Below are 24,207 nucleotides of genomic sequence, written 5' to 3'. Positions count from 1 at the left end.
CGGCGGCGGAGTTCTTGGGCGCGCCGTACCCGAGGGGACCGTGCCCCTGTCAGACGGCCCCTGTCAGGCGGCGACGGGTGTGACGGAGGCGATGGGCGAGTAGATCGAGGCGTCGCCGGACAGCACCTCGCTCGGGCGGCCGTCGACGCCCACGGGGACGTCGCCGGCGACGGTGACCCGGTGCAGGCGACGCGGTTGTGCCCCGAAGTCGTGCACGACCCGGTGCTGGGTCGCCCGATTGTCCCAGATGGCGACGTCACCGGAGGACCAGCGCCAGCGGACGGTGTTCTCGACCAGCGTGACCTGCTCCTGGATCAGGCGGATCAGTGAGGCCGACACGTCGTTGGGCAGGCCGATGATTCGTCTGGCGAAGTCGCCGAGCAGGATCGAGCGTTCCCCTGTCTCCGGATGGACGCGGACGACGGGGTGTTCGGTTTCGAAGGAGATGGAGGAGAAGATCTCGGCGTACTTGCGGGCCTTCTCCGGATCGTCGGAGGTGTTGACCCGCGCGTAGTCGAACTGGTTGGTGTGTACGGCGCGCAGCCCGTCGATCAGTCTCGCCAGCTCCGAGGGGAGGTTCTCGTAGGCGGCCACCGTGTTGGACCACAGGGTGTCGCCTCCTGAGGGAGGGACGACGACGGCCCGGAGCACCGAGGCCAGTGGCGGACGGTCGACGAACGTGACGTCGGTGTGCCACCGGTCGACCTTCTGCCCGCCGCTGTAGTCCAGGTCGAGGATGGGGAAGTCGTCGTTGAGGGCGGGGACGGTCGGGTGGGCGGTGGTCAGCGGGCCGAGCAGGCGGGCGAAGGCCACCTGGCCGGGTTCGTCGAGGTGTTTCTGACCACGGAAGAAGATCACCTTATGGCGGAGCAGGGCCGCACGGATCTCCTTGACGACTTCGGCGGGCAGTTCACCACCCAGCCGGACGCCGACTATCTCGGCGCCGATGCGCCCGGCGACGGGGGTGATGATGAGTGACGACATCGTGTCTTCCTTCCAATGAGCCAACGGAACCTTTTCAAGACCGGGCGGAAGGACACAGTGCGCTGGCCACGCGGCAGAGGTCCACGTGACCTCGTGTCGTGAGGTACAGCGGGGAGGTCATGTCCTCACGGTAGGCTTCCCCGCCGATAATTGTCAACTAATACGGTAGGAAATTAGGGTTATTACGAGGAGCCTCGCCGGGTCCGTCCGGCTCATCGGGGACGGACCCGGCGAAAGCCGTACCCGGATGTCAGCCGACGAGGTCGAGATCCTTGACCCGGGGGTCTCCCTCGTCCGCTGTGTAGTGGGCGGGGCTGGTGAGGTCCTCGCCGTCGGCGAGCCTGGCCGCGCGGGCGGCGAGGGTGCCGATCGTGGCGACGAGCAGGTTGACGGCCAGGGCGAGCAGACCCGCGTAGACCGTCATCTTGGTGTCCAAGCCCAGGTTGCCCAGCGGGAACGCGGAGCCGGCGAAGTGCGCCTTGCCGGTCACCGGGTTGCCGATGCTGTAGAGCATGAGCACCCCACAGGCCATGCCCACGATCCACCCGGCGACCAGGCCGCCCCGGTGGAACCAGCGGGTGTAGAGCCCGAGTCCCACCGCGGGCAGCGTCTGCAGGATGATGACGCCGCCGACGAGCTGGAGGTCGATGGAGAAGCCCGTGTCCATGAACAGGATGAACAGCACCGCTCCGACCTTGACGAGCAGGGACACGATCTTCGAGACTCTGGCCTCGTCCGCGTTGGTCGCGTCGGGCTTCAGGAACTCCCGGTAGATGTTGCGGGTGAACAGGTTCGCCGCGGCGATCGACATGATGGCCGCCGGGACCAGCGCGCCGATGCCGACCGCCGCGTAGGCGACGCCGGTGAACCAGTCGGGGAACATCTGGTCGAACAGCTGCGGGACGATCGTGTTGCTGTCGGGCCTGCCCGCCGTCACGATCGGCTTCACCCCGGCCGCGATCGCCATGTAGCCGAGCAGCGCGATCACGCCGAGCAGCAGGCTGTAGGCGGGCAGCGCGGACATGTTGCGCTTGATCACGTCACGGTTCTTCGACGCGAGCACGCCGGTGACGCTGTGCGGGTAGAGGAACAAAGCCAGTGCCGAACCCAGTGCCAACGTGACGTACTGCAGCTGGTTGCCGCCGTTGAGCAGGATGCCGTCACCCGGCGCGGGCGTGGCGGCGAACTTGGCCTCGGCCGCGTCGAAGATCGCGCCCCAGCCCCCGAGCTTCATCGGGATCACGACGAGGGCGACCAGGATCACGATGTAGATCAGTGAGTCCTTGACGAAGGCGATCAGGGCCGGGGCACGCAGCCCTGACTGGTAGGTGTAGGCGGCGAGGATGGCGAAGGCGATGATGATCGGAAGGTGTCCGGTGACGCCCATCGACTTCAGCACGGCCTCGATGCCGACGAGCTGGAGCGCGATGTAGGGCATCGTCGCCACGATGCCGGTGATCGCGATGAGCAGCGCCAGCGTCGGGGAGCCGAAACGGGCCCTGACGAAGTCGGCGGGCGTCACGAACCCGTGCACGTGGGAGACCGACCAGAGCCTGATCAGCACCAGGAACACGATCGGATAGGTGATGACCGTGTACGGCATCGCGAAGAAGCCCGTGGCGCCCGCCCCCCACAGCAGGGCGGGCACGGCCACGAAGGTGTAGGCGGTGTAGAGGTCGCCGCCGATCAGGAACCAGGTGACCCACGAGCCGAAACTCCGGCCGCCGAGTCCCCACTCGTCCAGGCTGGCGAGGTCGTTCGGGCGGCGCCAGCGTGAGGCGACGAACCCCATGACGCTGACGGCCAGGAACAGCACGGTGAAGACGATGATCTCGGTGAGGTGCGCGTTCACGGGTCACCGCCTCCGTTTGGTCATCTGGTAGACGGTCGCGGTGCAGGCGACGCCGAGGGCGACGAAGGCGAGCTGTAACCAGTAGAACCGTGGAAAGCCCAGGAAACGGGGGTCGAGGGCGTTGTAGAGAAAGGGCAGCAAAGGCACGATGATCGGGATGATCAGCAGCCGGTTCCACGGGCTGCGATCGCCTCTGTCCTTGTCCGGAGTGGCCAATACGGTCTCCTCGGGGCTGGAGAGCGGACAACCGAATGGGGGGTTGACTCCTTCGGCTGACCGGAAGCGTAATTACGTGGTTGTTTCATTGCGGTCACGGAGCGCCGAACGGAGTACTTTACGCGGCGAACGGTAGGTCGACACCCCGGTGACCGGGGCAATTGTGGAGAATTCGCCCTATCGGCCGGATTACCGGCTGCCTTGACAGGATTAGTGGGGGTATGGCGGTCGGCCGCGTCCGGCGAATTCGCAATAGGCTGGTGTCATGGCGAATTTAGGGCCTACGGAACTGGTCGTCATCGGTCTGATCCTCATCCTGTTCTTCGGCGGGATCATCGCTGCCCTCGTCCTTCTCGTACGGCGCTCCTCCAGGCCCGCGACGTTTCTGCCGCGCCCCGCGGAACCCCCTTCTTCCGCGATTCCGCGTCGCGGTGCCGATCTGGCCTCCCGGGTCCACGACCTCAAGGTCTCCGGCCGGGCCGAACAGGCCGTCCTGCTCGTCAGAGGAGAGACCGGTATGACCGAGCCCGACGCACGGCGCTTCGTCGACGCCGTCGGCTGACCCGACTCCGACCGCCGCCGGACACGGCGCGAAAACATGACATAAGGTGTCCTGTTTCTTGGGCAGGGTCAGTGTCATGCACACGACACTGCGAGAGAAGGTCGCCCTGGTCGCCGGGGCGACCCGGGGGACGGGCAGGGCCATCGCGACGGCGCTCGGCGAGGCCGGAGCCACGGTCTACTGCACGGGCAGGACGACCCGCGAGCACCGCTCGGAGATGAACCGCCCCGAGACCATCGAGGAGACAGCCGAACTGGTGACGCGGGCCGGCGGCCGGGGCATCGCCGTACAGGTGGACCATCTGGAGTCCGAGCAGGTACGCGCGCTGGTGGAGCGGATCGACCGCGAGCAGGGCAGGCTCGACCTGCTCGTCAACGACGTCTGGGGCGGCGACCCGCTGGCCGCCTGGGACACCCCGCTCTGGAAGCACTCGCTCGAGGACGGCCTGCGTCTGCTCAGGCTGGCGATCGACACCCACGTCATCACCAGCCACCACGCCCTGCCGTTGCTGACCAGGAATCCCGGCGGCCTGGTCGTCGAGGTGACCGACGGAACCGCCGAGTACAACGCCGTCAACTACCGCGTCTCGTTCTTCTACGACCTGGCCAAGGTCTCGGTCAACCGCCTGGCCTTCTCCCAGGCCCACGAACTGAGGCCGTACGGCTGCGCGGCCGTCTCGCTCACACCGGGCTGGCTGCGCTCGGAGATGATGCTCGAGCACTACGGCGTCACCGAGGAGACCTGGCGTGACGCCCTCGTCAGGGAACCGCACTTCGTGATCTCGGAGTCGCCCGCCTACACCGGGCGCGCGGTCGTCGCCCTGGCCGCCGACCCCGACCGGGTCCGCTGGTCGGGGCAGTCCCTCTCCAGCGGGCAGCTGGCCCAGGTCTACGGGTTCACCGACGTGGACGGCAGCAGACCGGACGCCTGGCGCTACATCGTCGAGGTCCAGGACCGGGGCAAGCCCGCGGACGCCACCGGCTACCGCTAGGAGCCCCTAGCCGTACAGGCCGCGCAGCCGGGCGGCGGCCTCGGCCACGCGGGCGCGCAGGGCCGGCGGGTCGAGGACCTCGGCCTCCGGGCCGAACCTGAGGATCTGCGCGTAGGCGACCTCCGGGGACTCGACGGGCAGCTGGAGCGTGACCCACCCCTGCTCGTCGGGCTCCCCGGCGGAGGCGAGCGCGTCGTCGAGGGCCGCCGGGTCGGCGAAGACGGGCAGCGCGCGCAGGCCCTCGGGGCTGAGCCGTACGGTCACCCGCGTCTTGAGCAGGGAGCGGGCGAACTCGGCGGCGCGTTCGTTCCAGAAGGCGGCCAGGTCGAAGCCGGGATCGCGGGTGAAACACCGGTCTGCGTGGACCTCGACCTCACCGAGCCGCTCGACCCGGTAGATCACCGAGCGGGCCGCGAGGTACCAGACCCCGGCCTTGAGCACCAGGCCGTACGGTTCCAGGGTCCGCCGGGCGCCTCGGTAGGTGGCCGTCACCGGGTGGTCGCCCCACACCGCCCTGGCCAGCGGCAGCAGGGACTCCGGCGGCGGCCGGTCACGGGCGAACCAGCCGGGGGCGTCCAGGTGGAAGCGTTGCGCCGCGTCCGCCTGGGCGTCCCGCGCGTCCGCGGGCAGCGCGGCCGACGCCTTCAGCCGCGCCACGGCCCCGACCTCGCCCAGGCCCATCTCGCGCAGCGCCTCGGGCACACCGGACAGGAACAGGGCCTGCGCCTGCGCTCGGTCGAGGCCGGTGAGGCGGGTGCGGTACCCGTCGAGCAGGCGATAGCCGCCGCCCCTGCCCCGGTCGGCGTAGACCGGGATCCCGGCCTCGGACAGGGCCAGCACGTCCCGGTGGACGGTCCGCTCGGAGACCTCCAGCTCCTCGGACAGTTCGGCGGCGGTCATCCCGCCACGGGCCTGGAGCAACAGCACCAACGACATCAGCCTGGCCGCGCGCACCCTCCGACCCTAACCCCGCCCCGCTCTCAGCCGGTCACGAGTGGCAGCACGACCGCCGAGGGACGGACGGGGTCGTGGAAGACCTCGTGCAGGCAGGTGACCATCGCGCTGCCGGTGCCCAGCGGCTCTCCGGTACCGAGGTTGCGGGCGATGCGGGGGTAGGCGCCGCCCGCGACCTGCAGACGGACGCGGTGGCCCCTGCGGAAGCGGTGACCGATCGGCCACAGGTCGACCAGGACACGGCGCACGCCGTCCGCGTCGGGCAGGGGGGAGCCGGGGAGCAGGCGGCGCACACGTCGTAGGAGGTGCCGTCGGGGTGCACGTCGCAGACGCGGACGACCACGTCGGCGTGCTCGGTGCTCGTCCTGACGTACAGCTCGGCCCGGACCGGGCCGATCATGTCGGTGTCCTCGCGCAGCTCGGGCCCGGTGTAGACGAGCACGTCGCGGCGGGCCTCGAGGCGCCGGTTGTCACGCGGCTCGGAGTTGCCCAGCAGTACGGGGCCGCCCAGCGCGGGGGTCGGGTGCGCGGGGTCGTAGCGGTAACGGTCCGGCTCGCCGGGGGAGGGGTTGTCCGGGGAGAGGGCTCGGCCGGGCTGCAGGTGCCAGCGTCGTTCCCGCATGCCGGGAACCGGCCAGTCGGGGTAGTCACGCCACTCGCCCGCGCCTGTGACGTACAGCCTGACCGGCTGCCGGCGCAGGCCGGAGGGGTCGCCGAGCAGGTGTGCCCTGAACCAGGCGAGCGCGTCGGCGTTGGCGGCCCTGCCGTGCCGGATGTCGGCGTGGTACCACGGCCCGATCGTCAGGTGGGGACGTCTGCCCGCGGCCCGCATCGCCGTGTAGTCCTTGATCTGCCACGGCAGGAACACGTCGTACCAGCCGCCGACCATGGTGACGGCGGCCCCGACCTCGCCGACGGAGGCGGAGAAGTCACGTGCCGCCCAGTAGGACCCGGGGTCGGCGTGGTGGGTCAGCAGGTCCTGGAAGAACGGCAGGTCGCGGCCCGCCGACAGCACGTCCATCTCCCCGAGGGGCCGCCCGGACAGTGCCGCCCGCCTGGTCCTGCGCGGCGCGAGAAGGGCGGCGGCCCCGCCGAACGGGCCGTCGATCGAGGCGGTCAGCGTGATCCACATCAGCGTGGACTCCAGCGCGAACGCCCCGCCCACGTAGGCGGCGTCACGGAACTGGGAGGCGGTCACCGAGGTCGCCATGGCCTTCAGATCGGGGCCGGCGAACGGGGCGATCGCCCACTGGGCGTAGCCGAGGTAGGAGGGGCCGTGCATCGCGAGGTCGCCGCCGTACCAGGGCTGGGCGCGCAGCCAGGCGAGGGTGGCCAGGCCGTCGTCGTGTTCGTCGCCGAGCGGGTCGAGCAGCCCGCCGGAACCGAACCCGCCCCGGCAGCTCTGCAGCACGACCTGGAACCCGTGCCGGGCGAACGCCCTGCCATAGGCGAACCCGAACATCCCCCGCCTGCCGTACGGCGAGCGGACCAGGATGGTCGGCGGGCGCACGGCGCCGACGGGCGTGTAGCGGTCGGCCAGCAGGACGACCCCGTCGGCCATGGGCACGGGCAGATCGCGCTGGATCGTGACCCGGTGCGCGGGCCGTGGCCATGTGATCGTCATGCGGCCTCCTCACCTGGCCTTTTACTCGCCGGTAACGGAACTGCCCTCCTACCTACTGGTAACAGAAGAAGGGGCGTGACGGCTACCCGGCCGCCACGCCGCGGGGGCGGTCACGTTGCATGATCACAGTTTCCGCCGCTAGTCTTGTGGCATGCGACACCCCGAAACCCAGCAGTGGTGGCGCCGCTTCTAGGCGGCGCGGGTTTCGCATTCGCGAGAGCACACAGACGGCCGCCCCGAGTGAGGCGGCCTTTTCTGTGTCAGCCGCCTCTTTGAGGGCCCAGGAGAACCTAGAGGGACGAGGCAGCAGTGGAGACGAGCGGATATACCACCGCGGGGGGCATAGAGGTCGAGGTCACCGCCTCCGACGTGCCCGAGAAGATGCTTGAGGATGTCGTCACGACGCTCGGTGAGCGTCGCGGCGGCGTGCTGTCCTCCGGCATGGAGTACCCCGGCCGCTACAGCCGGTGGCATCTCGCCTACGTCGACCCCTGCCTTGAGATCGTGGCCCGGGGACGCAGGATCTCCGCCCGTGCCCTGAACGCCCGCGGCCGGGTCGTGCTGCCCGCCGTCGCCTCCTGCCTGCTCGCCGCGGGCAAGCCGACCGGTGAGCCGACCGCCGACCACGTCGAGGTGTACGTCGCCGAGTCCGAGGACATCCTCCCCGAGGAGATGCGCAGCCGCCGTCCCACCGTCTTCACCGCGATCCGCGAGGTGGTCGCGGCCTTCGCGGGTCAGGACGAGCACCTGGGGCTCTACGGCGCCTTCGGCTACGACCTGGCCTTCCAGTTCGAGCCGATCAGGCAGGTGCTCACCCGCGCCAAGGACCAGCGTGACCTCGTGCTGCACCTGCCCGACCGGGTGATGGTCATCGACCGTAAGCGGGAGACCAGCAAGGAGTTCCGCTACGAGTTCACCGTGGACGGCGTCTCGACCAGGGGCCTGCCCCGTGAGGGGGAGAGCGTCCCGCTGCCCCCGGTCCCCACCGAACTGCCCGCGGACCCGGAGCGGGGCACCTACGCCCAGGTCGTCGCCGCGGCCAAGGAGAAGTTCGTCCGCGGCGACCTGTTCGAGGTCGTGCCCGGCCAGGTCTTCCACTCCTCCTGTACCGACCCGGCCGCCTTCTACCGGACACTGCGCAAGGTCAACCCGGCGCCGTACGAGTTCCTGTTCAACCTCGGCGAGGACGAGCACCTCGTCGGCGCCTCCCCCGAGATGTACGTCAGGGTCAACGGCGACCGCGTCGAGACCTGCCCGATCTCCGGCACCATCGCGCGCGGCAGCACCCCGATCGAGGACGCCGAGGCGATCCGCACCCTCCTGTCCAGCGTGAAGGAGGAGTCGGAGCTGACGATGTGCACCGACGTCGACCGCAACGACAAGTCCCGCATCTGCGTGCCGGGGACCGTCCAGGTCATCGGCAGGCGTCAGATCGAGATGTACTCGCGGCTCATCCACACCGTGGACCACATCGAGGGACGCCTGCGGCCCGGGTTCGACGCGCTGGACGCCTTCCTCACCCACATGTGGGCCGTCACCGTCACCGGTGCCCCCAAGACCTGGGCGATGCAGTTCATCGAGGACCACGAGGCGACCACCAGGCGCTGGTACGGCGGCGCGGTCGGCTACATCGGCTTCGACGGCTCCATGAACACCGGCCTCACCCTGCGCACCGCGCAGATCCGCGGCGGGGTCGCCACCGTCAGGGCGGGCGCCACGCTGCTGTTCGACTCCGACCCCGAGGCCGAGGAGCGGGAGACCGAGCTCAAGGCGAGCGCGCTGCTCGGCGCCCTGGCGGCGGTCAGCGCGGGACAGGACGACCAGGCGGTCGTGGAGCAGGCCCCTGCCGTACGGCCCGGTGAGGGCATGAAGGTGCTGCTCGTCGACCACGAGGACTCCTTCGTCAACACGCTGGCCGACTACTTCCGCCAGCAGGGCGCCGAGGTCGTCACGCTCAGGCACGGGTTCCCGGTGCGGATGATCGACGAGATCGCGCCGTCGCTCGTGGTGCTGTCGCCCGGACCCGGCTGGCCCTCCGACTTCGGTCTGAGCGGGCTCATCGAGGCGCTCTACGAGCGGGACCTGCCGGTCTTCGGCGTCTGCCTCGGCCTGCAGGGCATGGTCGAGCAGGCGGGCGGAAGCCTCGACCTGCTGTCCTACCCCGAGCACGGCAAGCGGGGCAGGGTCAAGAGGCTCGGTGAGAGCGCGCTGCTCGACGGCCTGCCCGAGGAGTTCACCGCGGCCCGCTACCACTCGCTGCACGCCAAGCAGCCGGGAGTCGCGGGCTTCACCGCGACCGCCCTCACCCCGGACGGCGCGGTGATGGCGATCGAGGATGTGGCCAGGAGGCGCTTCGCCGTACAGTTCCACCCCGAGTCGATCCTCACCGCGGAGGGCGGCGCCGGGGCGAGGATCATCGCCAACGTGCTGGAACTCTGCAGGACCTCGCGCTGAGGAAACGCCGGATCACACGGGACGGCCGTGGAATGCCGCTCCCGGTGTGAGACCGGTGTCAGGCCGCAGGCGAATCTGTGCCGGTTCGCCTGCGGCCGGATTCGGGAAACGCGCGCCGCCTCTGTGGTCCTCTGGGGCCGCCGGTAGGGTTGAGCCGCCCCAACCCCGACGCAGGAGGTCTTCGCCCGTGGACGACAGCAGGCCCCGTTTCCTCGACGACGTCACCGTCGAACTGGTCAAGCACAGCGCCTCGGACTCCGACGTGCTCTGGGCGGCCCGGGTGTCCACCGCGGGGGAGCAGTCCATCGAGGAGATCAACAAGGACCCCGAGCGCTCGAAGGGCCTGATCAACTTCCTGATGCGCGACCGTCACGGCACCCCTTTCGAGCACAACTCCATGACCTTCCTGGTCAAGGCGCCGATCTTCGTCTTCCGTGAGTTCCAGCGCCACAGGGTCGGATGGTCGTACAACGAGGAGAGCGGGAGATACCGGGAGCTCCAGCCTGACTTCTACGTTCCCGGTCCCGGGCGCAAGCTGGTGCAGGAGGGGCGCCCCGGCAAGTACGTCTTCGTCGAGGGCACCGATGAGCAGCACAAGATCGCCACGGAGGCGATGGAGTCGGCCTACCGGCAGTCCTACGAGGCCTACCAGGAGATGCTGGAGGCCGGGATCGCCCGCGAGGTGGCCAGGGCCGTACTGCCGGTCGGCCTGTTCTCCTCGATGTACGCCACGTGCAACGCCCGCTCGCTGATGCACTTCCTGTCGCTGCGCACCAAGAACGAGCAGGCCAAGGTGCCGTCGTTCCCGCAGCGGGAGATCGAGATGGTCGCCGAGCGGATGGAGGCGGCCTGGGCGGGGCTGATGCCCCTGACCCACGCCGCCTTCGTGACCAACGGCCGGGTCGCCCCGTAGGGGTCTCCCAGGTCGGGCGGGCCGGGGAAGCCGGGCCTCAGTGCGTGGAGGCCCGGTAGAGGTAGAACCCGAAGGACCAGTAGCCGTTGTTGTCCCCGGGGTTGGGGTCGTTGACGCCGAACAGCAGCCGGACGGGCGGTCCCGACCAGATCGTGCAGCCGCCGAACGCGGTCGCCTGGTGGATCGGCCCCACCCAGCCGCCGGGGTCGTTGTTGAACCGCAGGATCGCCGAGTACTCCAGCGACCCCGGGTACGGCCAGCCGGTGCTCGGCGCCGGGACGCCGTTGCCGTCCGGCGGGTAGCTCGGCCCCCAGGGCCAGCTGTCGAACTTGACCTTGTAGTAGCTGGACGGCAGCAGGAGGAAGACGTCGCCGTCCTGGAGGAGGTTGGGCGGGTTGCTTCCCTGGGGGATGCCCCCGCCGCCGTTGCCGTAGACCCTGAAGTCGCCGATGCTGAAGTCGGCCGACGCACTGCGCCGGCAGGCGGCCAGGGCGCCCGCGGTGTCGGCGTGCGCGACCTGCGGCGCGGCGGGTACGGCGGCCAGGGGGACGAGCGCCAGCGCGGCGGAGGCCAGCGCCCTGCCGACGCGGGATCCGCGGGGCCGGGTGCCGGTGTGACGTGACGATCCGGACGGGGACATGGCGAACCTTTCGAGGACGACGAGGACGGGGCGCCCGGCCGGGGCGTGCCCGGAGGTCCGCCAGCGGGGCCGGTCGTGTCCTGAGGATCCGGCCGGGTCCGTCCCCGGGAGAAGGGGGAGACCATATGTCCGTACAAGGCCGTACAGCCTCCCGGTCACGTTCATCCCAGGCGCTTCTCCAGGAGAGTGCCACGGCGCAGGGTGATGGACATCAGGTCGCTGGGACCGTCGAGTTCCAGGCGGTGCCAGCGGCCCCGCGGGACGACGAAGACCGTTCCCGCGGTGAGCGTGATCGCCGTCTCGCGCTGTTCCCGGTCCTCCGGCCGCAGGTAGAGCCGGGCGCCGCCGCTCAGCACGCACACCGCCTCGTCGGCGGTCGGGTGCATCTCCCAGTGATCGGCGTGGACGTCCTCGTCGGTCTCGACGTGGAAGGCGGCGACGGTCCAGCCGTCGGAGCCGCCGGTCATCCGCCGCGGCCCGGGCAGGACCGTCCCGTCGTCGTCGAGGTGGATGCCGAGGGAGAACATGTCGATGGGTGAGGTGTTCACGGTGAGGTCGCCTTTCCGTGGTTATTCGTGGGTTCCGGCTGTGGCCACGGTCTCCAGCGGGGCCGGGGTCTCCAGCGGGGTCGCGGGGGCGGGCCCGGCCGTACGGCCGCGCCTGGGCAGCACCGTCACGGCGACGGCGACCGCGGCGGCCAGCAGGACGCCGGAGACGGCCAGGCCGAGGGAGTAGCCCGAGGTGACGGCGGCCGAGGTGGTGTCCGCCCCGGTACGGCCCGCCGCGACGGTGGTGAGCGCGGCCAGGCCTACGGAGCCGCCGAGCTGCCTTGAGCTGTTGAGCAGTCCGGAGGCCATGCCCGCCTCGTGCGGCGCGACGCCCGCCGTTCCCGCGGCGGCCAGCGGGGCGAAGCACATGCCCAGGCCGACGCTGGTGACCAGCGAGGGACCGAGGATGTCCACGACGAAGCCTCCCGAGGGGTCGATCAGGCTGAACCAGCCGAAACCGATCGCGGCGAGCACGCCCCCGGGGATCAGCAGGGCGCGGGGAGCGTGCCGGGCGGAGACCCTGGTGGCGATGACGGTTCCCACCACCGTGCCGAAGGTGAAGGGCAGGAACGCCAGGCCGGTCGCGGTCGCGCTCATGCGCAGCACGCCCTGCATGTAGAGGGAGACGAAGTAGAAGGCGGCGAACATGCCCGCGCCCGCCAGGAAGATGAACAGGTTGGCCCCGGCGATCGAGCGGTTCCGCAGCAGGCCGAGCCGGATCATCGGGGTTCTCGGGCCCCTGGACCGCGCGGCCTCGACCAGGAAGAACGCGGCCAGCAGCACGACGGCCGCCGCGAGCGTGCCCAGCGTGGCCGTCGAGGCCCAGCCCTCCTCGCTGGAGCGGACGACGCCGAGGACCAGCAGGGTCACCCCGCAGGTGCCGAGGAACGCGCCGAGCAGGTCGGGACGCTCCCTCTGGGCCCGGGGCCGGTCGACGGGGACGGACGTCACGGTGAGAGCCAGTGCGGCCACCACGACGGGCACGTTGACCAGCATCACCCAGCGCCATCCCACATGGTCGGTCAGCAGGCCCCCGGCGAGCACCCCCGTGGCTCCGCCGGCGGCGTTGACCGCGCTCCACACCCCCAGCGCCCTGGTCCGGCCCGGGCCTTCGGGGAAGGTCGTGGTCAGTGTCGCCAGCGCGGCGGGGACCAGCGCCGCGGCGGCCAGGCCCTGGACCGCGCGGGCGGCCACCAGCAGGTCCGCCGACTGGGCCAGCCCTCCGGCCAGGGAGGACAGGCCGAACAGGCCGAGACCCACGGCGAGAAGTCTGTGTCTGCCGTACAGGTCGGACATCCTGCCGCCGAGCAGCAGCAGGCCGCCGAAGGCCAGCGTGTAGGCGTGGACGACCCACTGCAGCCGGGCGGCGCCGAAGCCCAGGTCGGCGCGGATCGCGGGCAGCGCGACATTGAGGATCGAGATGTCGAGGGCCGCCATGAACTGCGCGGCGGCCACCGCCGTCAGTATCAGCCCGGGTCGGCCGATGCTTTTTTTGTACATGTATAAAAACTAGCCCGGCCAGGATGTGGGCGTCAACGTCGCGGGGTGGGCCATCATGGATCCCATGTCACAGTCGGTTCCGCAACGCCCGCGGGTGGGCAGGCCACCACGGATCTCCCGGGAGGAGGTCCTGGCCGCCGCCCGCGGGATCGTCGAGGAGGGCGGCGTGGGAAGCCTGACGATGCGGCGGCTGGCCGCGGAGGTCGGCAGCACGCCGATGGCGCTCTACCACCACGTCAAGGACAAGGAGGAGTTGCTGCTGCTGCTCCTGGACGACTACGCCGCGGGACTGGCGCGCCCGGCCCTGCCGGAGGAGCCCAGGGAACGGCTGGTCACCGCCGCGCTGGCGATGCACGACGCGCTCGCCGGATGCCCGTGGGTCGTCGAGGTCCTCGTCGCCGACGACCTGATGTCCGACGCCGGGCTCTGGTACGCGGAGCACATCGTCGAGGCGGCCGTGGCCTGCGGTCTCACCCCGGAACAGGCCGTTCACGCCTACCGGTCCATCTGGTACTACACCGCCGGGGAGATCGTCATCAGGGCGGCGGGACGCAGACGCGCAGCCGAGGACCGGCCGACCCACCGCGAACGGGTCTTCGCCGACCTGGACCGGGAGGCGCTGCCCAGGCTGGCGTCGATCGGCGGCCGGTGGACCGCGCTCACCGCGGAGGACACCTACCGCCAGGGCCTCGAAGCCCTCGTCGAGGGACTGCTCACCCGCGCGTAGGCCGCCGAGGGCGTGCCCTCGGGACGGGTGCCGGAACGGTCCTCAGCCGCTTCGGCCGCGGCTCGTCGGCGGGACGCCGTACCTCGCCGCCAGGCGGTCCTCCAGACGGGCGTGCCGGAACTGGTACACCGCGCCCACCTGGCGCAACACTCCCCGCCGGTGCGCGTCGTCGAGGAACCGCATGAGGTGGAGCGGGATGTGCCCCTGGGCGGCCAGCCAGAGCCGGACGACGGTGAAGGCGCCCCACGCGCGGGCGAGGCCGACCGTGAGTCCCCCCGCGAGGCCGAACAGCGCGCCCACCGTCAGCGCGCTGGCGAGGCTGGGCGCGCGGGAGAAGATCAGTCCGCCGACCACGGTTCCGGCGAGCCCGTATGCCGCACAGCCGAGGTTTCCCAGCAGGAAGCGGCCCAGCAACCCCGCCGCCAGGCCCCCGGCGCAGGCGAGCCCGAGGTCGAAGGTTCCCCCCAGGACGGGGGCGAACCGGATCTCGCGCGTGAAGGCGAAGGCCACGGTGTAGAACAACCCCAGCGACACCATGAAGGACAGGGTGAACGCCCAGGTGGCGATGCGGTCGTTGCGCAGCACGAGGGGCGGGCTGGAGACGCGGTTGACGTCGACCGGGGTGGCCAGCCAGACGTGCAGGCCGACGCCGAAACCGAAGACGGTGGCGAGCAGGCCGATCATCTCCGCGGACAACGACCAGCCGAGGCCGAGGCTGACCCCGATCACCACCCCGATCCCGAAGCGCCCCAGGAATCTCGTCGCGGTGCTGCGAAAGTGCAACTCCACCCGCAGGGGCCCCGGACGCCGCCCCATCGTGTGGACGCCGCAGCCCGCCGCCGCGAAGAACAGCCCGTAGACCAGTCCGATCAGCGGGCCGCCCGCGAGCCACCCGGTGATCCAGAACAGCAGGGCGGCGGGCATGCCGAGCAGCAGGCCACCGACGGGCCTCGGCACGGCGCGGTCGAGCCGCCACCAGGCGAGGTCGTGGGTGCGGGTCCGGTTCAGGTGCCGGGCGAGGAAGGCCAGCCACCGTTCGGCGTGGTCGACGTCGTAGGCGCGCGCGGGCACGGGCCGCTCGTGCCGCAGGGGCGGCTCAGGCCAGGACGCGTAGACGGCCGGCAGGTAGGCGTCCAGCAGATGTCCCTCTATCGCGGCCCGATCGCCGAACCGGGCCGGGTCGCACAGTTCGGCGGGCGCGGTCGACGGGTGGGCGTAGGCCGTACGGGCGAGATCGATCATCAGGGGGGTGCGCAGGGACTGGGCGAGCGCGCCGTCCGGGTGCCGCCGCAGGTGGTCGATCACGGGCTGCCAGCGCTCTTCACCCACCCGCCTGCGCGCGGTGAGGAAGTCGACGGCGTCTTCGAGGGCGACGGGCTCGATCTCCACGACCGCCGCGCGCGCGAGGATCGCGCCCGCCTGGTCCGCCGCCAGCTCGTACTCCTCGCTACGGCAGGTCACCACCAGGGGCCGGTCGCCCGCCACGGCCCTGTCGAGGGCGTCGATGGCCGCCGAGCGCAGGGCGGGCGGTATCTCGTCGAGGCCGTCGAGCACGGGCAGGACCTGGTTTTCGACCACCAGCCGCGTCGCCGCGTCCCGGCCGTAGGCGGCGGTGTTCGCCAGACCGGGATACTCCTGGACGAGCATGCGGGCGAGCCAGCGGTGTATGTGCTCCCGGTGAGGGTTCCACGAGGCCAGCGAGAACAGCACCGGCACCGGCTCGCCGGGCCGGTGGTCCGCGAGCAGACCGAGGGTGAACAGGATCGCCAGCACCGACTTGCCCGCGCCGGGTCCGCCCAGCACCACCAGCTGGCGCGCGGGCACCTGCCGGAACCTGGCGAGCAGGTCGGTGAGGCCACCGCTCGGCATCGGTCGGTCCGGATCCTCGGCCGATCGGCCGTACGGCATCGCGGCGGCCACCGCCGCCACCTGACGCCTGGTCTCCGACCATCTCAGCGGCACCGGTTCCGGCCGGTTCAGCGAGCGCACCTCGGCCTCGGCCGTCCACTGCCGGGTGATCACCATGACCAGCTCCTGCGCCGCCCGGTCGAGCCGGGGCGGCTCCGGGGCGGCGGGCCCTGGTCGCGCAGCCGGTGCGGTTCCCGGCTCCCGCACGGCGGGCACGGGCGGGGAGAGGTCCACCTCGCCGCGCAGGACACGTTCGTACAGCTCGCGGGCCTCGGCCCCGGGATCGACGCCGAGATCCTCGGCGAGCCGGGCCCGCAGCCGGTGGAACACCTCTATCGCCTCGGCCTGCCTGCCGCAGCGGGTCAACGCGAGCATCAGTTGCGTGTGCGGTCTTTCCCGCAGCGGGTGTTCGGCGACGAGCTCCACCAGCTCGTCCGCGACCTCACGGTGCTCACCCAGCGCCAGTTGCCAGTCCACGCACTGTTCGAGCGCGTCGAGCCGCTGCTCGTCGAGCCGCCTGGCGCGGGCGGTCAGCGTGGCGGTGTCCAGGCCGTCGAGTGCGGGGCCGCGCCACAGCCGCAGCGCCGAGCGCATCTCCAGCACGGCCTCCGCCGGTTCGCCGGCCGCCGCGAGCACACGCGCGGTGGAGATCCGGCGGGTGAAGCAGAGCAGGTCCAGCTGGTCCTCGGTCACCGCCACGCGGTACCCCCGGCCGTCGGTGGCGATGACCCGGCATTCGGTGTCCCCGAGACGCCCCCGCAACGCCGAGACACAGTTCTGGATCTGCTTGGTCGCCGTCGCGGGCGGCTCGTCGTCCCAGGTCGCCTCGACCAGCTTCGACACCGGTACCACGGCGCCGGGCGTCAGCAGCAGCATCGCGAGCACCCGCTGGTGCCGGGTGCTGGGCAGGGTCACCCTGTTCTGGCCGTCCCAGACTTCCAATGTCCCGAGCACGAGAAATTTCATCTCAATGATTTCCCCCCAAAACCGATGCTATCTGGCCAATTAGCGGTCGGGAGTGATTTCGAAGGACGCCGTGATGACGGCGCGATGACGCCGTGAGGACGGTCTCCGCCACGGTGGGAGTCGTCCGGTTCGCACGCCGGGCGACGGAAAGAGGCGAGAAGTCGTGGATCGCGAAAGGGGAATGCCTGTGGCCTGAATCTCGCGGCGAGAACCGCTCACGGTGACCGTGACATCGGCGGCGGTCCGTCCAAGGACAGGCGTCACCGTCGGCACTCCGCGCGGAAGATTCCTTCACCGGATCGTCCTCTCCTCCCCTCGGGCGAAGTTCGACGGGGATCACCGAACTGTCCCCACGGGGATCGAGGGCGCCTCACCGCGCGACAGAGCACCGCGTTAGAACTCCCTGCTTTCTTTGTTTCGGGCAGCCGGAAAATCCGGAACTGCCAGAGGCGTTCGGTTTATACGGCCCCGGGGGCGGTCGCGGATATTTCGAATCGCCGAACAAGTCAAGAAAGCGTGGCAAAGACGGTTTTTCCCGTCATTCCACCACAACCGGTACGAATCTCTTCAGGAGGACTCATGAGCAAACTGAGCGCGTCCGCGCTGGCACTGTTCGCCGCGGCCGGGCTGAGCCTGGCGGTCGTTCCGGCGGCGCAGGCCCAGTCCGCCGCCCAGCCGGCAGGCGTGTCCGCGCAGGTGCTGGGCAACGCGCCCTCCTGCGTCACCGTCTGGCAGAAGACAGGCAGGATCACCAAGACCGGCTACGCCCGCAACGACTGCAGAGGCCGCACCCTCAACCTCAAGATCGTGTGGGCGCACGGCGCGGACGGCTCCTGCCATACCGTGAGGCCGGGCGGGACCATCAGCAGCAAGGTCGCGCGGGGCGGCCGCACATTCGACGGCGCGAACATCTGCTGAACCGAAGGCGCGGGGCCCCTCCGGAACCACTCCGGAGAAAGGCGGTGAGATCCCGCTCCCGGTCGCCTCGGCCGAGCGGGATCTCCGGGGAGGCCGCCGGACGAGGGACGTGGTGACACGAGGACGGTGGCCGGTCATGGCCTGCCGGGGTGGCGGGCCATGACCTCGATGTCCTCCTCCGCCAGGAGGGTCAGTGGTCGATGACGTGGAAGGCAGGGGAGGTCGTGGTGAGGAGGGTGGCGCCCCGGGGGGCGCAGACCGCGATGTCGGCCACCCTCGCGCCGAACAGTTCCGGCAGGTAGATCGACGGCTCCAGGCACACCGTCATGCCGGAGGTCAGCACGGTCTCGTCACCGGGGACGAGCCAGGGGGCCTCGTCCGGGCCGAGGCCGATGCCTCGTCCGGGGCGTGGTCCGGCGTAGTTGCCGTAGCCGCTGCCCTCGATCACCTCCCGCGCGATCCGCCCGGCCTCCGCCGCCGTCACGCCGGGCCGCAGCGCGTCCAGGGCGGCGTGTCGCGCGGTGAGGACGACCGAGTACATCGCCTCGAAGTCCTCCGGCGGTTCGGCGACCGCGAACACGCGGGCCACCTCGGAGCAGTAGCCGCCCCACCTGCCGCAGACCGAGACCAGCAGCGCGTCGCCCGGGTTGATCACGCGGTCGCACGGCACGTGCCGGGGCAGGGCGGTGTGCTCGCCGGCGGCGACGAGCACCGACAGCACCTCCTCGCACCCCGTCTCGACCATCATGGCCCACAGCCTGCGCGCCATCGCGCGCTCGGTGGTGCCGAACCACGCCAGCTCGCGGGCCATCAGCAGGACGGCGTCCGCCGCCGAGGCCGCACGTTCCGTCGCCGCGACCTCGGTGGGACCCCTGCGTAACCTGAGCGAGGCCAGCACGGCCGAGGCCAGCACGACCTCGGCCTCGACGCGCAGGGAGAACAGCTCCCACGCGCGCATCTCCGGGTCCACGCCGACGCGGCGCGCCGAGGGTGGGATGAGCGCCGCGGCCTCCAGCGGCTCCGCCGCGGCGGTGGGCGGGCGGTCATGGGTCAGGACGAGGTATCCGTCGCCCTGGCCGCCCAGATAGCGGAAGTCGGGGGAGGGGCGCAGCACCAGGGCGTCGATCCCCTCCTCGGCCATCCTGAGCCGCACCTCGTCGATCATGCGACGGTCACGCGGGCTCGTGCAGCCAGCAGGCGACCGGTCCGAAGGCCGGTTCGCGCTCCCGGCACACGTCCATCGCCACCGGGCAGCGCGGATGGAAGCGGCACCCCGGTGGCGGGGCGGCCGGGTCGGGCACGTCCCCGGGCAGCTCCGCGGGCAGCGTGCCCGCGCCGTCGGGGGCGGGGATGGCGCTCAGCAGGGCCCGGGTGTAGGGGTGGCGGGGGTCGTTCCACACCTCCTCGGTACGGCCCACCTCCACGATCTTCCCGAGGTACATCACCGCGATCCGGTCGGCGATCAGCCGTACCACCGACAGGTCGTGACTGATGAACAGCAGGCCCGCGCCGGAGGAGACCGCGAGGTCGCGCATCAGCCTGGCCACCTGCGCCTGCGCCGAGGCGTCGAGGGCGGAGATGGGCTCGTCGCCGATCAACAGGGACGGCCTGGCGGCCAGGGCCCTGGCGATCGCGATCCGCTGCCGCTGCCCGCCGGAGAACTCGTGCGGGTGCCGCCCGGCGAAGTCGCGGGGCAGCCCGACCCGTTCGAGCATGTCGGCGGGGGAGGAGGCGGTGTCGCGCCCGGTGCGCAGGCCGTCGGCGATCTGGGCGCCGACCCGGCGCCGGGGGTTCAGCGACGAGTAGGGGTCCTGGAAGACCATCTGGACGCCGGACAGCGCCGGGTTCCTGCGGCGCAGCCCCAGCGGGGTCACCCGGTGGCCGTCGAAGGTGATCGACCCCGAGGTCACGGGGTTGAGCCCGCACACCGCGCGGGCCAGTGTCGACTTGCCGCAGCCGGACTCCCCGACCAGGCCGACGACCTCGCCCGCCGAGACGGTCAGGCTCGCCCCGGCCACGGCACGGACCAGGGGACGGCCGGGGGTGCGGTGCTCGACGACCAGGTCGTCCACGGTCAGCAGCGTCGTGCTCTCCGTCATGCCTTCTCCCCGGGCAGCGAGTCCAGCAGGGCGCGGGTGTAGGGGTGCTCGGGGTCGCGAAGCACCCGCCCGCGCGGGCCCGTCTCGACGACCAGGCCCTCCTTCATCACACTCACCTCGTCGGCGACCGCCGACATCACGCCGAGGTCGTGGGTGACGAGCAGTACGGCCAGCCCCAGGTCGTCGCAGAGGCCGCGCAGCAGCCGCAGCACCCCGGCCTGGACCGTCACGTCGAGGGCGGTCGTCGGTTCGTCGGCGATGAGCACCTTGGGCGAGCAGGCCAGCGCGATGGCGATCGCGATGCGCTGGCGCATGCCGCCGGAGAACTGGTGCGGGTAGCGGTCGATCGCCGACTCCGGGCCGGGGATGCGCACCTGGCCGAGCAGTTCGATCGCCCTGGCCCTGGCCTGCTTCCTGTCCAGGCGCAGGTGGTGGCGCATGTGCTCGGTGAGCTGGCGGCCGATCGACAGCATCGGGTGCATGCTCGTCGCCGGGTCCTGGAAGACCATGGCGACCTCGCCGCCGCGCACCGTGTTGAGCTCCTTGGCGGACATGCCCAGCAGGTCACGCTCGCCGAGGGAGATCCGCCCGGTGGCCCTGGCGCCGTGCGGGAGCAGGCCGAGCACGGCCAGGCCGGTCATCGTCTTGCCCGAGCCGCTCTCGCCCGCCAGGCCGTGCACACGCCCCGGCTGCAGGTCGAGGTCGACGCCCCGCAGGATCTCCCGGTCGCCGACGGCGACCTTCAGGCCGGAGATGGTGAGGGTCATAGCGCACGCTCCTTGATGGCGCGGGCCGTACGGGGGTCCAGGGCGTCGCGCAGCGTGTCGCCGAGGAAGTTGAAGGCCAGGACGACGGTCAGGATGGCCAGGCCGGGGAAGGCCGCCACCCACCAGCTGTCGAAGACCTCCACGCCGGAGGCGACCATGGCGCCCCACTCGGGGGAGGGCGGCTTGGCGCCGAGCCCGAGGAAGGACAGGCCGCTCAGCAGCAGCAGCGCGGTGCCGATGTCGAGGGTCGCGAGGACCAGGATCGGGCCGGTGATGTTCGGCAGCACGTCGACGCGCAGGGAGCGCCAGGCGGAGAAGCCCAGCAGCCGCCCGCTGATCACGAACTCCCGCCCGCGCACGCCGAGCACCAGCCCGCGGGTCACCCTGGCGTAGGAGGGCCAGGCGACGACGAGTACGGCGAGCACGGCGTTGGCCAGGCTCGCGCCGAGCGCGGCGGCGACGACCATGGCCAGGATGACGGTGGGGAAGGCGAAGACGAGGTCGGCGAACCGCATGATCGTCTCATCAGCCCATTTACCGAAATATCCGGCGCAGGCGCCGAGCAGGCCACCGACCAGCACCGAGAGGGTGACCAGCAGCAGCGTCAACGGGATCGACAGGCGTGCGCCGTACATGACCCTGCTCAGGATGTCGCGGCCGAGCTGGTCGGTGCCGAACCAGTGCCCGGGGCCGGGCGGGGCCAGCCTGGGCAGGTCCTGGGCGAGCGGGTCGTGCGGCGCCAGCAGCGGGGCGGCCACCGTGATCACGAGCCAGGCGAGCGCCACAACCCCGCCGACGATCGCCAGCGGCTGCCGCCAGGCTTGGGGGAGTTTCACGTGAGTCTCACTCTGGGGTCGATGACGCCGTACAGCACGTCGACGATCAGGTTGATGACGAGGTAGACCGCGCCGATGACCAGGCCGACGCCCATCACGGCGGGCAGGTCGAGGCTGGTCGCGCTCTTGTAGGCGTACTGCCCGACGCCGGGCCAGGCGAAGATCGCCTCGACCAGGACGGTGCCGGACAGCAGGCTGCCGAAGGCCAGGCCCGCGACCGTGATGATCGGCACCAGCGCCGAGCGCAGCACGTAGCGGAACAGGATCACCCGGCCGGGCAGACCCTTGGCCCGCGCGGCGCGCACGTAGTCCTGACCCATCACCTCCAGCACCGCCGACCTGGTGAAGCGGGTGAGCAGGCCGATCGTGTAGAGGGCGAGCACCAGCGCGGGGGTGGCCAGGTGACCGAGAGCGGAGGAGAACACGTCCCACTGCCCGGCCAGCGCGGCGTCCACCGTGTACAGGCCGGTCACGTGGGGCGGCGCGGTCATGCCGGGATCGATCCGGCCGCTGCCCGGGGTGATCTGCAGGCGGTAGAAGAAGATGTAGAAGGTCGTCAGCGCCAGCCAGAACGTCGGCACCGAGATGCCGACCAGGCTGAGGACGCGCAGCACGTGGTCGGGGAGCCGGTCACGGCGCAGCGCCGCGATCACGCCGAACGCCACGCCCGCCACGAGGGAGATCAGGATCGCGGTGCCCGCGAGCTCCAGGGTGGCGGGGACGGCCTCGGACAGGTCGTCGAGCACCGGGCGGTGGCTCTGCTGGCTGGTGCCCAGGTCGCCCTGCAGCACACCCTGCAGGTGCAGCAGGTACTGCTGCGGGAGCGGCTTGTCCAGGCCGTGATCGGCCCGCCACTGCGCCACGATGGCCGGGTCCCCGAGGGCCCGCTGGCCCAGGTTGGCCGCCACCGGGTCGCCGGGGACGAGGTTCGTCAGGACGAAGGTGACCAGCGTGATGCCCACGGCCAGCAGCAGCGCGGTGAGCACCCTGCGGACCAGGAAGCGGACCAGCGGGTTGGGGCCGCCGCCCCGGCCCGGGCGGCGCGCGGCCGTACCGGCGCCCCCCGGGCCGGAGGCCGCCCCTGCGCCGCCGCGCTCCGGGGTGGCCTCCGGGTCCTTACTTGGCACCGAGGTCGGCGACATCGATGGTCCAGACCGGGTGGAACTCCATGCCGGTGACGGAGGCGGCCGTCACGATGTTCTGGCTCGGCTGGATGAGCGGGATGAACGGGCTTGAGGCGTTCAGCTTCGTCTGGACGTCGACGTAGGCCTGCTTGCGGGCGTCGTCGCCGATCGCGGCCGCGGCCTTGTCACCGGCGGCCTCGATCTCCTTGTCCGCGCCCGCCTTCCAACCGGCCCGCAGACCGACGGTCTTGCCCGGCAGGAACACCAGGTAGTCGCTGGGGTCGGGGTAGTCCGGACCCCACCACCACAGGCCGAGCTCCTCCTTGCCGTTGCGGTAGTTGTCCAGCGCGGTGGTGACCGGCGAGGGGGCCAGGTCCACGGTGATGCCGACCTCCTTGAGGTTGGCCTGGATGCGCTCGGCGATGCCCTGCAGGGACAGGCCGTTGAGGGTCAGCTCGCTGGGGTACTCCAGCTTGACCTTGGGGTCGGTGACGCCGCTCTCCTTGAGGGCGGCCTTGGCTCCCTCGACGTCGCGCTTGGCGGCCTGGTCGGCGGGGAGCGCGCCCAGGAACATCGAGGGGATGACGCCCGGCGCCTGCACCGAGCCCTCACCGGCCAGTTCGAGCAGGCCCGTGTAGTCGATGCCCTTGCGGACGGCCTCGGCGAACTTGGGGTTGGAGGTGATCGCGCTGACCGAGGAGTTCCGGTTGGCCAGCAGGAAGACCACGTTCGCCGACGGCGTCTTGGTGACCTGCAGGGTGCCCGGCAGCCCGTTGACCTGGTCGCCGGACAGGTCGAGCGCGACCTGGCTGTCACCGCGCGCGACGTTGAGCTTCTGCGTCGCCGACTCGACGTTGCGGATCACGACCTTGTCGTAGACCGGCTTCTTCGGGCCCCAGTACTTGGCGTTGGCCTTGAGCACGACCTGGCTGCTGATGTTCACCGACTCGATCGTGTACGGTCCCGAGCCCAGCGAGGTGGAGTTGAGGTACTGCTCGGCCTTGTCGCCGGGGTCCGCGGTGGCGCCGTGCTCCTTGGCGACCTTGGAGTTGATGATGCCCAGCGCGGGGTTGGGCAGGATGTACGGCAGCGCCGGGTTGGGGTTCTTCGAGGTCAGGGTGACCGTCGTCTCGTCGGTCTTTTCGACCTCCACCCCGTCGAGCAGGAAGGACGGGGTGCCCTTCATGTCGCGCACCCGGTTGAGGGAGAAGACGACGTCGTCCGCGGTGACGGGGGAGCCGTCGGCGAAGGTGGCGCCCTGGTGGAGCTTGAGGGTCAGCTTCTTGCCGTCCGCCGACAGCTCGTAGGAGTCGGCGAGGGAGGGCACCGGCTTGGTGACGTCGGAGCCGTCGAAGGTCAGCAGGGTGTCGTAGGCGGCCTTGCCGACGGTCAGGCCGGTCGGCTCGTAGGTGCGCCCCGGGTCGGCCGTCTTGAGGTTGAAGGACGTGTCGACCACGAGCGTCTTGGCGGCGGTGCCGCCTCCCTGCGACGCGGGGGTGGACGAGCCGCCGCTGGAGCAGGCGGCAAGGGCGAGGGCGCCGGTGAGCAGCACCGGCAGCAGCGCCGCCTTCGCCGTGGGGCGCCGGGAACGGATCGCCATTTTTGTGTCCTCCGAAAAGGGGCC

22 protein-coding genes and 1 pseudogene are annotated in these 24,207 nt (G+C 71.0%); 6 read left to right on the top strand and 17 right to left on the bottom strand.

The features are described from left to right. Nucleotides 1-63 precede the first annotated feature (63 nt). The 4 genes from ACFYY8_RS23840 to ACFYY8_RS23825 form a co-directional block, all read right to left on the bottom strand. Nucleotides 64-984: a TauD/TfdA dioxygenase family protein gene (locus ACFYY8_RS23840; RefSeq protein WP_390044350.1), complete on the bottom strand. Its 921-nt coding sequence runs from the start codon at nt 982-984 to the stop codon at nt 64-66. Between the two features lie 34 nt (nt 985-1,018). Continuing rightward, nucleotides 1,019-1,105 (bottom strand): putative leader peptide, encoded by an 87-nt coding sequence (locus tag ACFYY8_RS23835; RefSeq protein ID WP_390044360.1) that lies wholly within the window; start codon nt 1,103-1,105, stop codon nt 1,019-1,021. Nucleotides 1,106-1,234: 129 nt separating this feature from the next. Then, complete coding sequence (gene mctP, locus ACFYY8_RS23830; RefSeq protein ID WP_390044348.1) at nt 1,235-2,836, bottom strand: monocarboxylate uptake permease MctP; 1,602 nt, start codon at nt 2,834-2,836, stop codon at nt 1,235-1,237. Between the two features lie 3 nt (nt 2,837-2,839). Beyond that, entirely contained in the window at nt 2,840-3,052 is a 213-nt protein-coding gene (locus tag ACFYY8_RS23825; RefSeq protein WP_390044345.1) for a DUF3311 domain-containing protein, read from the bottom strand. Between the two features lie 265 nt (nt 3,053-3,317). Between ACFYY8_RS23825 and ACFYY8_RS23820 the strand changes: the two genes are divergently transcribed. Together ACFYY8_RS23820 and ACFYY8_RS23815 are read left to right on the top strand one after the other, a co-directional pair. After that, a complete protein-coding gene (locus ACFYY8_RS23820) occupies nt 3,318-3,614 on the top strand; it encodes a hypothetical protein (protein ID WP_390044343.1) in 297 nt (98 codons plus the stop codon). A 76-nt stretch (nt 3,615-3,690) separates the two neighbouring features. Further along, a complete protein-coding gene (locus ACFYY8_RS23815; protein WP_390044340.1) occupies nt 3,691-4,605 on the top strand; it encodes an SDR family oxidoreductase in 915 nt (304 codons plus the stop codon). Nucleotides 4,606-4,611: 6 nt separating this feature from the next. Here the strand turns inward: ACFYY8_RS23815 and ACFYY8_RS23810 are convergent, their stop codons facing one another. The 3 genes and pseudogenes from ACFYY8_RS23810 to ACFYY8_RS23800 form a co-directional block, all read right to left on the bottom strand. Continuing rightward, nucleotides 4,612-5,559, bottom strand: a complete 948-nt coding sequence (locus tag ACFYY8_RS23810; protein WP_390044337.1) for a helix-turn-helix transcriptional regulator — start codon at nt 5,557-5,559, stop codon at nt 4,612-4,614. A 26-nt stretch (nt 5,560-5,585) separates the two neighbouring features. Continuing rightward, nucleotides 5,586-5,807: a CocE/NonD family hydrolase C-terminal non-catalytic domain-containing protein gene (locus ACFYY8_RS23805; RefSeq protein ID WP_390044335.1), complete on the bottom strand. Its 222-nt coding sequence runs from the start codon at nt 5,805-5,807 to the stop codon at nt 5,586-5,588. A gap of 101 nt (nt 5,808-5,908) precedes the next feature. Further along, nucleotides 5,909-7,120 (bottom strand): annotated as a pseudogene (locus ACFYY8_RS23800) (CocE/NonD family hydrolase); the annotation flags it as partial. Between the two features lie 372 nt (nt 7,121-7,492). Here ACFYY8_RS23800 and ACFYY8_RS23795 point away from each other — a divergent pair. Both ACFYY8_RS23795 and thyX read left to right on the top strand, forming a co-directional pair. After that, nucleotides 7,493-9,637 carry an anthranilate synthase component I gene (locus ACFYY8_RS23795; RefSeq protein WP_390044333.1) on the top strand — a complete coding sequence of 715 codons (2,145 nt, stop codon included), beginning with the start codon at nt 7,493-7,495 and terminating at the stop codon, nt 9,635-9,637. Nucleotides 9,638-9,824: 187 nt separating this feature from the next. Continuing rightward, the gene (gene thyX, locus ACFYY8_RS23790) at nt 9,825-10,550 is read left to right on the top strand and encodes an FAD-dependent thymidylate synthase (protein WP_390044331.1); all 726 of its coding nucleotides are present in this window, start codon (nt 9,825-9,827) and stop codon (nt 10,548-10,550) included. Nucleotides 10,551-10,587: 37 nt separating this feature from the next. On the opposite strand, the gene ACFYY8_RS23785 is transcribed toward thyX, so the two are convergent. Genes ACFYY8_RS23785 through ACFYY8_RS23775 form a run of 3 tightly spaced genes read right to left on the bottom strand, consistent with a single transcriptional unit; the run spans nt 10,588 to nt 13,193 of the window. Next, entirely contained in the window at nt 10,588-11,355 is a 768-nt protein-coding gene (locus ACFYY8_RS23785; protein WP_390044329.1) for a hypothetical protein, read from the bottom strand. After that, nucleotides 11,352-11,738, bottom strand: a complete 387-nt coding sequence (locus ACFYY8_RS23780; RefSeq protein WP_390044327.1) for a cupin domain-containing protein — start codon at nt 11,736-11,738, stop codon at nt 11,352-11,354. Before ACFYY8_RS23780 ends, ACFYY8_RS23785 begins: the two co-directional genes overlap by 4 nt. A gap of 21 nt (nt 11,739-11,759) precedes the next feature. After that, complete coding sequence (locus tag ACFYY8_RS23775) at nt 11,760-13,193, bottom strand: MFS transporter (protein ID WP_390044325.1); 1,434 nt, start codon at nt 13,191-13,193, stop codon at nt 11,760-11,762. A gap of 109 nt (nt 13,194-13,302) precedes the next feature. Between ACFYY8_RS23775 and ACFYY8_RS23770 the strand changes: the two genes are divergently transcribed. Next, nucleotides 13,303-13,965, top strand: a complete 663-nt coding sequence (locus ACFYY8_RS23770; protein ID WP_390044323.1) for a TetR/AcrR family transcriptional regulator — start codon at nt 13,303-13,305, stop codon at nt 13,963-13,965. A 42-nt stretch (nt 13,966-14,007) separates the two neighbouring features. Here ACFYY8_RS23770 and ACFYY8_RS23765 read toward each other — a convergent pair whose 3' ends face one another. Next, nucleotides 14,008-16,839, bottom strand: a complete 2,832-nt coding sequence (locus tag ACFYY8_RS23765) for a BTAD domain-containing putative transcriptional regulator (RefSeq protein WP_390044321.1) — start codon at nt 16,837-16,839, stop codon at nt 14,008-14,010. Between the two features lie 579 nt (nt 16,840-17,418). On the opposite strand from ACFYY8_RS23765, the gene ACFYY8_RS23760 reads away from it, so the two are divergent. Continuing rightward, nucleotides 17,419-17,757 (top strand): hypothetical protein, encoded by a 339-nt coding sequence (locus ACFYY8_RS23760; RefSeq protein ID WP_390044319.1) that lies wholly within the window; start codon nt 17,419-17,421, stop codon nt 17,755-17,757. 190 nt (nt 17,758-17,947) lie between these two features. Here the strand turns inward: ACFYY8_RS23760 and ACFYY8_RS23755 are convergent, their stop codons facing one another. Genes ACFYY8_RS23755 through ACFYY8_RS23730 form a run of 6 tightly spaced genes read right to left on the bottom strand, consistent with a single transcriptional unit; the run spans nt 17,948 to nt 24,183 of the window. After that, nucleotides 17,948-18,922, bottom strand: a complete 975-nt coding sequence (locus tag ACFYY8_RS23755) for a M24 family metallopeptidase (protein ID WP_390044317.1) — start codon at nt 18,920-18,922, stop codon at nt 17,948-17,950. A 7-nt stretch (nt 18,923-18,929) separates the two neighbouring features. Further along, entirely contained in the window at nt 18,930-19,856 is a 927-nt protein-coding gene (locus ACFYY8_RS23750) for an ABC transporter ATP-binding protein (RefSeq protein ID WP_390044315.1), read from the bottom strand. Next, complete coding sequence (locus ACFYY8_RS23745; RefSeq protein WP_390044313.1) at nt 19,853-20,623, bottom strand: ABC transporter ATP-binding protein; 771 nt, start codon at nt 20,621-20,623, stop codon at nt 19,853-19,855. Before ACFYY8_RS23745 ends, ACFYY8_RS23750 begins: the two co-directional genes overlap by 4 nt. After that, the gene (locus tag ACFYY8_RS23740) at nt 20,620-21,459 is read right to left on the bottom strand and encodes an ABC transporter permease (protein ID WP_390044311.1); all 840 of its coding nucleotides are present in this window, start codon (nt 21,457-21,459) and stop codon (nt 20,620-20,622) included. Before ACFYY8_RS23740 ends, ACFYY8_RS23745 begins: the two co-directional genes overlap by 4 nt. After that, nucleotides 21,456-22,601: an ABC transporter permease gene (locus ACFYY8_RS23735; RefSeq protein ID WP_390044309.1), complete on the bottom strand. Its 1,146-nt coding sequence runs from the start codon at nt 22,599-22,601 to the stop codon at nt 21,456-21,458. The genes ACFYY8_RS23740 and ACFYY8_RS23735 overlap by 4 nt, the downstream gene beginning before the upstream one ends. Beyond that, a complete protein-coding gene (locus ACFYY8_RS23730) occupies nt 22,576-24,183 on the bottom strand; it encodes an ABC transporter substrate-binding protein (protein ID WP_390044307.1) in 1,608 nt (535 codons plus the stop codon). Before ACFYY8_RS23730 ends, ACFYY8_RS23735 begins: the two co-directional genes overlap by 26 nt. Nucleotides 24,184-24,207 lie beyond the last annotated feature (24 nt).

It is taken from the genome of Streptosporangium sp. NPDC001559 (genome assembly GCF_042893955.1).
Classification (GTDB): domain Bacteria; phylum Actinomycetota; class Actinomycetes; order Streptosporangiales; family Streptosporangiaceae; genus Streptosporangium.
The sequence above is the reverse complement of the archived record's forward strand: the minus strand, read 5'-3'. Positions and strand labels throughout refer to the sequence as shown.